The 11,584-nt window shown below is 62.3% G+C and carries 9 protein-coding genes; all 9 read right to left on the bottom strand.

Translation table 11 applies throughout. From position 1 onward, the window contains the following. Positions 1-3: 3 nt before the first annotated feature. The 9 genes from U0L91_RS03530 to U0L91_RS03490 all read right to left on the bottom strand — a co-directional run bounded on the left by U0L91_RS03530 (position 4) and on the right by U0L91_RS03490 (position 11,480). Entirely contained in the window at positions 4-1,281 is a 1,278-nt protein-coding gene (locus U0L91_RS03530; protein WP_330044852.1) for an alpha/beta hydrolase, read from the bottom strand. 98 nt (positions 1,282-1,379) lie between these two features. Next, positions 1,380-2,063 carry a hypothetical protein gene (locus U0L91_RS03525; RefSeq protein ID WP_330044851.1) on the bottom strand — a complete coding sequence of 228 codons (684 nt, stop codon included), beginning with the start codon at positions 2,061-2,063 and terminating at the stop codon, positions 1,380-1,382. Between the two features lie 18 nt (positions 2,064-2,081). Beyond that, positions 2,082-2,765: a hypothetical protein gene (locus U0L91_RS03520; RefSeq protein ID WP_330044850.1), complete on the bottom strand. Its 684-nt coding sequence runs from the start codon at positions 2,763-2,765 to the stop codon at positions 2,082-2,084. 30 nt (positions 2,766-2,795) lie between these two features. Further along, positions 2,796-5,759, bottom strand: a complete 2,964-nt coding sequence (locus tag U0L91_RS03515) for a glycoside hydrolase family 3 N-terminal domain-containing protein (protein ID WP_330044849.1) — start codon at positions 5,757-5,759, stop codon at positions 2,796-2,798. A gap of 277 nt (positions 5,760-6,036) precedes the next feature. Further along, positions 6,037-7,308, bottom strand: coding sequence for an ATP-binding protein (locus U0L91_RS03510; RefSeq protein ID WP_330044848.1), 1,272 nt, complete (start codon positions 7,306-7,308; stop codon positions 6,037-6,039). Then, positions 7,305-8,015 (bottom strand): LytR/AlgR family response regulator transcription factor, encoded by a 711-nt coding sequence (locus tag U0L91_RS03505; protein WP_330044847.1) that lies wholly within the window; start codon positions 8,013-8,015, stop codon positions 7,305-7,307. Before U0L91_RS03505 ends, U0L91_RS03510 begins: the two co-directional genes overlap by 4 nt. A gap of 162 nt (positions 8,016-8,177) precedes the next feature. Next, positions 8,178-9,164 carry an NADH:flavin oxidoreductase gene (locus U0L91_RS03500; RefSeq protein ID WP_330044846.1) on the bottom strand — a complete coding sequence of 329 codons (987 nt, stop codon included), beginning with the start codon at positions 9,162-9,164 and terminating at the stop codon, positions 8,178-8,180. Positions 9,165-9,186: 22 nt separating this feature from the next. Next, positions 9,187-10,545: an MATE family efflux transporter gene (locus tag U0L91_RS03495; protein ID WP_330044845.1), complete on the bottom strand. Its 1,359-nt coding sequence runs from the start codon at positions 10,543-10,545 to the stop codon at positions 9,187-9,189. 140 nt (positions 10,546-10,685) lie between these two features. Next, positions 10,686-11,480: a MerR family transcriptional regulator gene (locus U0L91_RS03490; RefSeq protein ID WP_330044844.1), complete on the bottom strand. Its 795-nt coding sequence runs from the start codon at positions 11,478-11,480 to the stop codon at positions 10,686-10,688. Positions 11,481-11,584: the final 104 nt, after the last annotated feature.

The following is an 11,584-nucleotide window of genomic DNA, read 5'->3' as shown; positions in this document are numbered from 1 at the left end:
TCGCTAGGTGATAAAGATTTTTTGCAGAAAATTGTATAGGGCCAGATGCCAGGACCCCATCGAGTGGTAGCGCATGGGGAACACATCGAAGGAGGTATTGACGTTTTGGATCAGGCGGGGTTCCTCCGCCAGCAGGGTGCGGTAGTCCTTCAGCTGGCCGGGCAGACAGAAGTCAAAGCTGCCGCTGGTCATATACAGGTAGGAAATCGGATATTCGGCCAATGCCGCCGACTGAGCGCCGCTGCGCCATTCCTCCCAGTCGAGGAAACTGCCGCTGAACGCCCCGTACCAGGCAAACAGGTCGAGATTTTTTTCAAGTGCCGAGCGGAACAGCGTGGCCGCCCCGCGGGAAAGGCCCGCAAAGGCCCGGTGCTGCCGGCTGGCCTGCAGGTCCGCCGGATCGGTGGAGGCGGCAAAGCCGGTGTACTGCGATTCGACGGCCGGAATCAGGTCCTGCCGCAGTTCCTCGGCAAAGGCGTAGGTCAGCCGGTCGGGGTCGTCCGGACAGTCCTGCCCGGTGTACCAGGTCGGGGTGACCACGATCAGCGGGTCGATCTGCCCCGCCGCGATCATCGCATCCAACAGCGCCTTGTTTTCGGGATGGCCGACGAGCCAGTTGTTCTGGTCCTCACCGGTCCCGTGCAGCAGGTACAGGATGTTGTACGCCCCGTCCGCCTCGTATCCGTACGGCAGATAGACGCAGGCCTGCTTGGTGACGGTGCGGCCGTCGGTGGCGTAGGCGCGGGTGGTGTAGGAGAAGGTCTCCACCCTGCCCTGCCGGTCCCCGGGCTGCTCATAGCAGCGGGGCACCGCCCAGAGCGTGGGCACCGCGCCGGCGGCGCCGGGGACAAGACCGCGGTCCCGCAGGGCCGCAGCGCCCCAGCCGCCCAGGGCAAGGGCAAGGCAGAGCGCCAGCACCCCGGCCGGGACGCGCTGCCCGGCCCAGGCCTGCCGCGGCGGCCACGGCCGGTACACAGTGAGCAGCAGGCCGGCGGCGATGTCCGCCGCAGCCGCGAGCCAGTAGGCCAGTTTCCAGGGGGTCAGTTCCCCGTAGCTTGCACAGCCGCCCAGCACGATCAGACCGATGCCGGCTGCCGCCAGCAGCGCCCCGAAGCGCAGCCGCCATGCAAGCCGGACGGTCAGCGCCAGCAGCGCATGGACGGCCAGCGCCGCTGCCAGGGCCGTCAGGCTGCCCAGCAGCGCATACCGCAGGCAGGCCGCCGCACAGACGGCCAGCGTCAGCACACAGGCGGCACCGGCCGCCCGGCTGGCTTTGGACATAAGGGGTCACCTCCCGCAACCGGGGACAGGCGGCGCAAAGAGGATTGCGCCGCCTGCCGGAGGAGTCCGCGGACGGCGTCCGGAGGGACGCTGTGCGCTTACTCGATGTTCTTTTTGTACATCACCGTCAGGGCACCGCAGCCGATCGCGACCAGCAGGCTGATGACCGCCAGGATGGAGATTTTGACACCGCCGTAAGCGGCAAAGAACTGCAGGGCGAAATCATAGTGGGTATCGTATTCCCAGAAGAAGTTCCACAGATAGCCGATCGAGAAGCTGCCCAGGATGCCCGCGCAGAACAGGTAGAGCACGCCGCAGACCGGCACGCCGACGGTGCGCAGCTTGTCAATGGGGTTGCCCTCATAGAAGCGGCTGAGGATCAGCACCACATAGAGGTAGACCGGCAGGATGTACAGCAGCGCCATGGACAGCGCCCCGAGCACCCCGTAGAAGGTGGCGCCGGCACCGATCGAGCTGGTGATCCACTGGGCGCCCACCTTGAACAGTTCGACAGGCAGGAACGCATCGGCACTGTTTTTGATCAGATACCACACACTGAAGAAGAAGGCGGTCTGGGAGTCGCCGCTGCCGGCCGTGATGGGGATGCCGGTCTCGGCCGAGAAGTTGGGCGCGACGCTGCCCAGCGCGTCACAGATGATGATGGGCAGAAGAACGACAAACAGGAACCCGACCACGCACAGGATGCGAACCGCCTGCTCGCCGATCACCCGGGGGGTGATCCGCTCTTCCTCCAAGATCAGTTCACTTTTATTTTTTGCCATGATGTCACCTCATTTGTGTTATTGCGCTTCGGTCTCGACGCCGGCCGTGTAGTAGGCCATCGGCATGGCGGTGCCCAGGTTCAGGCTCAGGCTGCTGAGCGTATCGCCCAGACCCGCGGCATTGTACGCCTCGATGAAGTCGCTGGCCGTGAAGGTATGGATATACTGGCTGCTGATATGACCGTTCTGGCCCCAGTAGTAATAGGTCTGGTCATCGACGGTCAGCACAAAGTCGCCGTTGTCCTTCACATCAAAGGCATAGGTGCTGTAATAGTCGGTAAAGGTACCGTCGCTGTTGTCGTAATGGTTCATGCCCCATTCGGCCCAGGTTTCGGGATCGTCGTAGACCGTGCCTTCGCCGTTGCCCACGAGTTCGCCCGCCGAGTTGTACATCGAGAGCACGCCGTTTTCGACGGTCCAGGTACCGGCGTCAATCGTATAGGTGTTCACATGCTGCATGAAGTTCAGGCCCGTGCAGTGGCCCAGCGCGTAGGTGCCGTCCACATAGAAGGTCAGCGCGCAGATATTGTCAACCAGATAGCCCTTGTAGCTGTCCTCGCAGTAGGTCTGGTAGAGGATCTCGGCATCGGTCACGCTGGCGGTGGCGTCCTCGGGCTTGATCCGGCATCCGGTCATGCTCATCGAAACGCCGGCCGCAAGGGTGCCGCACAGCAGCAGGCTGGTAATTTTCGTCAGCTTCATTCTCGTTCACCTCAATCGTTTGTCACAGGGTCAGGATCTGCCCGCCAGCAGCTTTTTCTTGCGGTTGTAGGAGCGCGCCGCCATGGCGATGCAGGCCACGGTCAGCACGGCGGTGACCGCCATCACGGCGTACAGGGCCGTCTGCCACCACGGGGTCAGGGTGACGATCTCGGTTTCGGGGCCAAAGCCGTCCATGGCATGGCTGTTGACCACGTTCCACAGGTTGTGATGGACCGCTTCCACCAGGGCGTTCATGAAGACGGTATCGCCGGCATCGATGCGCTCCTGGATGGGGTCAATGACGTTGGGGTTCACGCTCGTGCACAGCCAGCGGGTGTTGCCGCCGATCAGGCCGTCCACGGCGTCCTCGTAGTCGGTTTCATACATGTCGGTGATGACCATGCCCTGCATTCCCAGTTCGCCGCGCAGGACGTTCTGCAGCAGGTTGGCATCCTGGCCGGTCCAGGTCATGCCGCCGCGGTTGAAGGAGGTCATGACGGAATCCAGGCCGCCGTACTCGGCTGCCAGCTGGAAGGCGGGCAGGTAGACTTCGCGGATGGTCTGCTCGTTGGCCCAGGTCGCAATGCCGTGGCGGTTGGTCTCGCCGTCGTTGAGCAGGTAATGCTTGGCGATGACGCGGCCGCCGACCGACTGGCAGCCCTTGGTCTCGTAGGCGGCAGCCATGCCGGTGACGTAGCCGTCCTCGGAGTAGTAGGAGTAGTTCCGGCCGCCGTAGGGAGTGCGATGGATGTTGACGCCGGGGCCCCACCAGCCGATCATGTCGTCGCCGGCGGAGTGGACCATGTTCTCACCGAAGAGCTGGCGTCCGATCTGCTCAAGCAGTTCGGCGTTGAAGGTCGCGGCACGCAGGTCCTCCGACACGGCGTTGACCGGCTCGATGCCGTTGGCGGTGGTGCCGCCGACACCGGTCGGGCCGTCGCGGTCGAGGGTGGCGGGCACGACAAATTCATCGATGGCGGTGCCGGTCTGGATGGAGACATTCTCCACGAGCTGCTCCACCGACAGCTGCGACAGGAAGGAGGTCCAGGTCGGGTCGTCGTAGTCCAGGCCGACCAGTTCGGGCAGGGTGATCTTGTCCTCGCCGTAATCCTGGTCGAGGGCGGGCATCTCGGTGGAAGCAATCAGCGCGTCGTCGGGTTCATAGGTCTGGGGCAGTGCCTGCAGGACCATCGCGTCGTTGTACTGGACGCTGACGGCCTTGGGGAAGGTGTCGACCCAGTCCTGACGGGACAGGTACACCACGCTGTTGCCGGCGGACTGTGCGGTTTCGTCCTTGTTCAGATCCCAGCTGTCAAACTGGTTGGTGATCTCGAAATCGGTGATCTCGGAGGCCGAGAAGACATCGGCATCAAAGGCGTAGTCCTGTTTCCAGACCAGGGCGCTGTTGCCGGTCTCGCCGAGGGCGGCCATCCGGGCCGCGGCCTCCTCGTTGCCGGCCACCTTGACCGACAGGATGTTGTTCATGGCGTCATGGACGCTGTCGCCGACGGTCAGGTAGTAGCTGCCGCCATCGCGGATGTAGGTCTTGGCTTCGTACTCGTCGTAGGTGGCCATCTCGGTCTGATCCACCGAGATGCTGGCCACGGCGGTGCTGTGTGCGGGCACCGTCACCTTGGTGTAGCCGACCAGCTTGATGGAGCCTTCCTCAATGCCGAGGCTCTGGTCACGGTCGGAGTAGGGGGTCTGCATGTACGCCAGCACCGAGTGCTGCACGTCGGTGGCGCCGTCGTTCCTGACGGTCACGGACAGATCGAAGGTGCCCTGTGCATCGTTGGGCGTCACGGAGAAGTTTTCGTAGGAGATGGCGTTGTTGTAGTGCAGGCCGGTGCCGAACGGCGCGGCCACATAGCCGTCGTAGCTCCAGTTGGTGTAGGCGTTGTGCGCATCGCCGTTGAGGATGTAGTCCTCGTAGCGGGTCTCATAGTAGCGGTAGGAATGGTAGATGCCCTCGGCATAGGTGACGCTGGTGCGCCAGTAGTTGCCCTGGGCGCCGGCCCACTCGCCCTGCTTGGCCATGACTTCCTGCAACACGTCGGTGCTGACCTGTGCGGTGTTGACGTTCATGGCGCCGATGTTGGCCATCTCGGGCATGGCCTGGTTATCGACATACATCGTATCGACCAGCCGGCCGGAGAAGTCCAGCCCGTCCTTGGCGCAGAGCAGATCGGCCAGGCGCTGGATGACCTCGGGGGTGTAGCCGCTGGACTGTGCCACCCAGACCACCGAGTCAACGTCGATGCCCAGGGCGTTGCCGTCCTGCAGGTAGGCGGAGTCAATGCTGTTGGAGGTCGCAATGACGACGATCAGCTTGCGGAAGGTGCCGTTCTGCTTGAGGGCGGTCAGCTGCTGGAGCAGCGTCTGCTCGTCGGCGGACAGGGCCAGGTAGTCGCCGTCCTTGGTGTAGACGCAGTCGGCGCCTTCGCCGGCGGTACGGCCCAGCACGACGATCGCCGCATCCCCGCTACCCGCAGCGGCGGAAACCTGATCCCAGGCGATCTCGTTCGCGCTGGTGCCCTTGACGGGCTGTTTTTCCTCGCTGAGGGTGACGTAGGTGTCGTACAGGTCACGGTTGACGGTCAGGCCGTCCGCCTCCAGGGCGTCGGCCAGGTCGAGGTAGGCGATCTGGGCAATGCCGAAGATGCTCACGCTGTTGCCGCCGGACAGCGGCAGGGCATTGTTGTTGTTCTTGACCAGGGTAGCGCCCTCCTGCATGATCTGCTGGGTCAGGGCCACATTGTCGTCATGCAGTTTCTGTTCGCCTTCCTGGGTGAATTCGTAGCTGCTCTGGGTGACGCTGTCGTCCTTGCCGCGGATCTCGGTGGTGGTGACGTTGAGCGTCGTGTTGATGATGGGTGCGTAGACCGAGGCAATGGAGTTGCCGATGGTGAACACGATGAACATCACGGCAAACAGCAGGGCCCACAGTGACCAGAATTTGGTCATGTTCCTCTTGAATCTTTTTTTCTTAACCATGTTTTCCTCCTGTTCGGGACGGTATTGCGGTCAATACTCGGTTCCTCTTTGGGGCGCGCACCCTTTGTAGTGTCTGTATTGTAACACACCGGGATTTTTTTACACGAAATTTGCACAATTTGCGGTTTTTCCGGCAAATTCTGCATTTTTGGAGAATTTCCCCGCTTTTTTATTGTCCAAACCGCACAAATAAGCCGCGGCTTTCCTTGTGCAGAATTCCAAAAAAGGCCCGCGGCCGTCCGGAAAGGTTCCGGGCTGCCGCGGGCCGTATGATCGGTCAGGCGGGCAGATGCGGCAACAGGACACGCAGGATGAACCAGTTGTCCTCGCTGTGCACCGTGACGGTACCGCCGTATTTTTCCGCCGCCGCTCTGACGGTGCGCACGCCGTAGCCGTGGGGCGGCATGCCGTCGGCATCCAGATGCACCGGCGTCTCGCAGTAGTTTTCAAACCGCAGCATCACAAAACCGTGCTGCGCATAGATCGCAATGCGGATGAGCCGCTTCTCGGCATCGGACAGCGTCTGGACGCTCTCGGTCGCGTTGTCCAGCGCCGTGCCGACGATCGTGCAGATATCCCCGGTCGGCATGAAATCCAGCAGATGCCCGTCCGCCACACAGGTGAAGTTGATGTCGTGCTGCTGGCAGTACAGGCTTTTTGCCGTGAGCAGCGTGTCCAGCACCGGGTTGCCGGTCTTGTTCTGGGCCTCATACATCCGGATGCCGCTCTCCATCTCGTCCAGGGCCGCCGCCCGCTTGCCGGGATCATGCTCGGCGCGGATCGCGGCAATCTGCAGTTTCAGGTCGTGGCAGTGCCGGTTGATCAGGCGGATGCTCTCGCGGCTCTGCTGGTACTGTTCATACTGGCGATGCAGGACGTTGTCCATCGCCTCGAGTTCGCGGTGCAGCCGTGCCTCGAGAAGCTGTTCCTGCTGGATGGAAAGCACCAGCACGCCGGCCAGGTCCACCAGCGTCCGGATGTAAAAGACGTTCATCGTCGCCTGGCCGTCCTGCGCAAAGGCGAGATTGCTCACCGCAAAGGCCGTCAGGGCCAGCACCACGGCGCTGACCAGCGCCCGCTGCGTGATGCCGAGGTCCCGCATCTGCTGCAGACGGCGGAACTCGTACCAGTACATGAAGCCGTACACCGCCGTGTAGACAACGGCCAGCAGGACGATCGCCCGCGGGTCGGCTCCGCCGCGCTGCGGCCACAGCAGACAGTGAATCTGCCATTCGAGGCTGGCCGCGAACTCCGCCAGGATGAACGCCCGGGCACAGCAGTACCCGGCCGCGAACGCCGTGACCGAACAGCAGAGGAAGAGATACAGGTACATCACGGCGACGGCCGCCGCCATGCAGGGAATCCACCAGGCCAGCGGCACGCCGCCGGTGAGCTGCAGAAAGACCCCCAGCCCCGCCAGCACGCCAGTGCTGAGAACCGCGGTGACCGCCCTGCCGAAGCGGCGGTGCAGCGCCAGGACATAGAGCAGGCAGGCCAGCCATTCGGCCAGTGCCGTGTAGAGGCGCGGAATATCGGGCAAGGTGTTCATCTGACGCTGCCCCCTATGTAATCGGTCAGCGATTCCAGGAAGGCTTTTTTCTTGGGGCGGCTGATCTGCAAGGTGTACGGCCCGACCTGGACGGTGTTCTGCTGCACGGCCCGCACCTGCGCGAGATTGACAAGATACCCGCTGTTGCAGCGCACAAAGGGCTTGTCGGCGAGTTTTTCCTCATAGCTCTTGAGGCTTCCCGGCGCGACCAGGTCCCCGTCCTCGGCGTAGAAGTGGACATAATGTCCCTCGCTCTCGAGGTAATACAGCGACCCCACATCCAGACGGCGCAGCCCGCCCTCGACGGGGACCGTCAGGAAGGTTTTCTGCCGTTTGTGCAGCCGTTCGACGGCCTTCTGCAGCTGCTGCGAAAACGCAAAGTAGGGCACCGGCTTGAGCACATAGTCCAGCGCGTCCACCGCATAGCCGCGGATCGCAAACTGCGCCATGTTCGTGATGAAGATCAGGATCACATCCTTGTCCACCTTGCGGATGGCCTCGGCCGCCGCCATGCCGTCCATGCGGCGCATCTGGATGTCCAGCAGGATGATGTCATAGATGGCCCGGTAATCCGATACGATCTCGTCCCCGTCGGAAAAGCTCGTCAGATCGAACATCCGCCCGAACTGCCGCTCATACCGCCGCACATACCCCACCAGCTGCTCCCGCACCTCGGGATCATCCTCCACGATTGCAATACGAATCATTGCCCTGTCCCCTTTTCGCCGCAGGTTTCACACAATTCCGTCATATTGCACGAAACCCCTCTGTTTGTCCCTATTATACCGGAAACGGTTCCGCCACGCAACCGGCAGCCCGTTGCCCGGGCCGGAACAAAAACAGCCCTGCGCACCGCGCAGGGCTGTCGATTACCCGTTATCGTCCGCCCAATGGGGGTTGCGGAAGATGGCCCGTCCCACGCCGATCAGATCGGCGCAGCCCTGTTCCAGCAGTTCTTCCGCCTGGGCCAGGGTGGTCACACCGCCGGTGAGCAGCACCGGAACGGCTGCCTGTGCCTTCACGGCCAGGGACATCTCCCGGAAATAGCCCGGCTCCCGGTGTCCCGGGCGCACAAAGCCGTTCATGCCGCCGGTCAGGTGCAGCAGGTCGGCGCCGTTCTGTTCCAGAATCCGGCAGGCTTCGACGCAATCCTCCAGCGTGCTGCCGCCCTCCTGATCATCACAGCCGCCCAGCCGGACCGACACCGGGTAATCTTCCCCTGCTTCCCGGCGCACGGCCTGCAGCACCTCCCGGTGAAACCGGGTACGGTTCTCCACCGACTGCGGACCATACTCGTCCTCGCGCCGGTTTGCCAGCGGCGAATAGAACTGATTGAGCAGATACCCGTGGGCGGAATGGATCTCCACCCCGTCGAAACCGGCTTCCCTGGCCCGCCGGGCGGCTTCTCCGAAAGCCTGTGCCACGGCGTGAATCTGCTCCACGGTCATTGCCTCCGGCCGTTCCCGGGTCTGTTTGGGGTGGAAAACCGCGCTGGGGCCCACCGGAACCTGTCCGATCACCGCGGAGGTCGCCGCGCTGCCGGCATGGCTGAGCTGGGCGAACAGTCTGACGCCCTCCCCGTGGACGAGGTCTGTCAGGCGGTGCCAGGCGGCAAGGTCGGCGTCCTCCGCCATCGAGGTCTGCCCGGGATGGGCCTTGCCCTGCCGGCAGACAAAACTGTGTTCGGTGATGATCAGCCCGATCTTGCTGTACCGGGCCCGCTCCTGATAATAGTCGCAGATTTCGGGGGTCACACGGCCCGCCTCATCCGCTTTGCCCGTGGCCATGGGCGGCATGACCAGACGGTTTTTCAGGGTCAGATGACCCAGGGTAACAGGGGTAAACAGACAGGACATACAATCTCTCCTTTGCAATATCTCAGACGTTCCGGTTGCGCAGTTCCAGACCGCCCAGGGTCAGGGCCAGCACAAAGGTGCAGGCATCGCCCACCGGACCGGCCCACAGCGCCCCTTCCACGCCCAGGAAGTGCGGAAGGATCAGCAGGGCCGGCAGCAGGAACAGGACCTGTCGCGACAGCGAGACCACCGTAGCCTGAACCGGTTTGCCGATGGCCTGGAAGAAAACCCCGGTGCAGAGCTGGAACCCGTTGAGGGTGATGAGCAGCAGGAAAATCGTCAGGCTCTTCACCGCAAATTCCTGATAGAGCGCCGATTCGGAGCCAAAGATCCCGATGATGGCCTCGGGGAAGGTCTGAAACACCGCGGTTCCCGCCGCCATGACGACGGTGGACCAGCCCACCGCCAGGAAATAGGTCTTGCGGGCACGGTTCCATTTTCCGGCGCCGGTGTTGTACCCGATGATGGGCTGCGCGCCCACCGAAATGCCGATCACAATGCCGGTGATGATCTGGTTGATCTTCATCGTAATGCCCAGGGTGGTCATGGGGATTTCCGAACCGTACGGCGAAGCCGCGCCGTACCGGACCAGCACATTGTTCATCACCGCGATGACGATGGTGGCCGCCAGCTGCAAGAAGAAGCTGGAAATTCCCAGGCTGCACAGTTTCAGGCACAGTTTCGGCTGCGGAACGAAACACTCCCGGGTGAGCCGGACCGCTTTGCAGCGGCGCAGATAGAGCAGCGTCAGCACGCTGGAGACGATCTGCCCCAGCACCGTTGCGATGGCCGCACCGGTCACCCCCATCCCGAAGCCAAAGATGAACATCGGGTCCAGAATCGTGTTCAGGATCGCGCCGCTCAGGGTCGTGAGCATGGCGTATACCGGACTGCCGTCTGCCCGCAGCACCGAGTTGAACCCCATGCTGAACAGATAGAAAGGAAAGCCCAGCACGATGATTGCTCCGTATTCCAGCGCATAGGGCAGGATGGTTTCGGTGGCGCCGAACAGCCGGCACAAGGGCCGCAGAAAGACAAACGAGCCCAGCGTGAGCAGAACACTCACTGCCACGGTGAGCAGCAGCGCATTGCCCACCCCCTGTGCGGCCTTTTTGGTTTCGCCCTGGCCCAGACAGAGGCTGAAGTAGGCCGTGGCACCGTCGCCGATCATCAGCCCCAGCGCCAGGGCGATCACGGTAATGGGCAGGATCACATTGGTGGCTCCGTTGCCCAGATAGCCGACCCCGCGGCCGATAAAAATCTGATCGACAAGATTGTACAGGGTGCTGACCACCATCGAGATGATGCTGGGCACCGCGAACTTGCCCAGCAGCCTGCCGATGGGCGCTGTGCCCAAGGGATTCTGTTCCATCGTTTCCATACCTTTCTCCTTACGATTGCAAAGCCGCCGGAACCTTTCCGGGGCGGCACCGTATTCTACTATAAACTTTACTATAATGGGAAAGTCAAGGGAAACGCTGCAAAAAAATGCCCCGCAGCCGGATGGCCGTGGGGTGTCGTTCAGATTTCTATCGGCTGCTGCAGTTCCAGAACGGTATTCTGGGGGTCAAAGCTGGCCGAACTCAGATTGGTGATGACCAGCTGCCCGGCCTCGGGATGCTCGGCAAAATAGCTTCCGATCAGCTGGCCGGGATTTTCCAGCGCCCGCCCGGGCTGCTGCCGGCAAAGATACGCCCCGCCGGGCAGCGTTTCCAGGTCAGGAAGCGGCTCCTTCTGGGGCAGCACTTCGAGGAAAATATCGGCTGTGAAGGTCTTTCCCCTGCGCGTTGCCACCAGCCCGATGGGAAAGGTAAAGACCGGCAGGACTCCCAGCGCCTGCCCTTTCTGAAAAATGCGGGCCGACGCCTGTTTGAAGCTCAGTTTCCCGTCGGAAACCGAAAAGGAATCCCGCAGAATCCGCCGCCCGGGCAACATCCGCCGATAGGCATCTGTCCGGTCCCGGACCTGCTCGCCTTCTTCCACGCGGAGCAGCGCATCCTCCATCTGGCGGAGGCTGTTCTGGAGATGGCTGAGCTTGTCCTGTATTTTTTGCTGTCCCTCCTGCAGCAGCCGGCGAATGTCCAGCGTGCCGTCCACCTTCCGGAACCGGGCGGACTCCCGCAGCGGAATGTCCAGTTCCAGGCACATCAGGATCATATCCATCTCGATCACCTGTTCCGGGGCATAGTACCGGTAACCGGTGTCGGGGTCGGTGTACGCGGGGACCAGCGCCCCGATCCGCTCATAATACCGCAGGGATTTCTCGTTGACATGGCGCAGCCTGGCAAACTCCCCGATGGACAGATACCCTTTCATGATGGTTTTTCTCTCCTCCTGTTGACTCTCCCATTATGGGAGGGTGTATCTCTTATAGTATAAAAGAAAACACGGCGTTTTGCCAGAGAAAAATGGAAAGGAAG

The sequence above is a fragment of the Gemmiger sp. genome, from assembly GCF_036306485.1.
Lineage (GTDB): Bacteria > Bacillota > Clostridia > Oscillospirales > Ruminococcaceae > Gemmiger.
The sequence above is the reverse complement of the archived record's forward strand: the minus strand, read 5'-3'. Positions and strand labels throughout refer to the sequence as shown.

What these genes read in the sequence shown, in the direction of transcription:
- U0L91_RS03515 (WP_330044849.1), bottom strand. Translation starts at nt 5,759, where the DNA reads ATGGTTAAGAAAAAAAGATTCAAGAGGAACATGACCAAATTCTGGTCA.
- U0L91_RS03525 (WP_330044851.1), bottom strand. Translation starts at nt 2,063, where the DNA reads ATGGCAAAAAATAAAAGTGAACTGATCTTGGAGGAAGAGCGGATCACC.
- U0L91_RS03505 (WP_330044847.1), bottom strand. Translation starts at nt 8,015, where the DNA reads ATGATTCGTATTGCAATCGTGGAGGATGATCCCGAGGTGCGGGAGCAG.
- U0L91_RS03490 (WP_330044844.1), bottom strand. Translation starts at nt 11,480, where the DNA reads ATGAAAGGGTATCTGTCCATCGGGGAGTTTGCCAGGCTGCGCCATGTC.
- U0L91_RS03530 (WP_330044852.1), bottom strand. Translation starts at nt 1,281, where the DNA reads ATGTCCAAAGCCAGCCGGGCGGCCGGTGCCGCCTGTGTGCTGACGCTG.
- U0L91_RS03520 (WP_330044850.1), bottom strand. Translation starts at nt 2,765, where the DNA reads ATGAAGCTGACGAAAATTACCAGCCTGCTGCTGTGCGGCACCCTTGCG.
- U0L91_RS03500 (WP_330044846.1), bottom strand. Translation starts at nt 9,164, where the DNA reads ATGTCCTGTCTGTTTACCCCTGTTACCCTGGGTCATCTGACCCTGAAA.
- U0L91_RS03510 (WP_330044848.1), bottom strand. Translation starts at nt 7,308, where the DNA reads ATGAACACCTTGCCCGATATTCCGCGCCTCTACACGGCACTGGCCGAA.
- U0L91_RS03495 (WP_330044845.1), bottom strand. Translation starts at nt 10,545, where the DNA reads ATGGAAACGATGGAACAGAATCCCTTGGGCACAGCGCCCATCGGCAGG.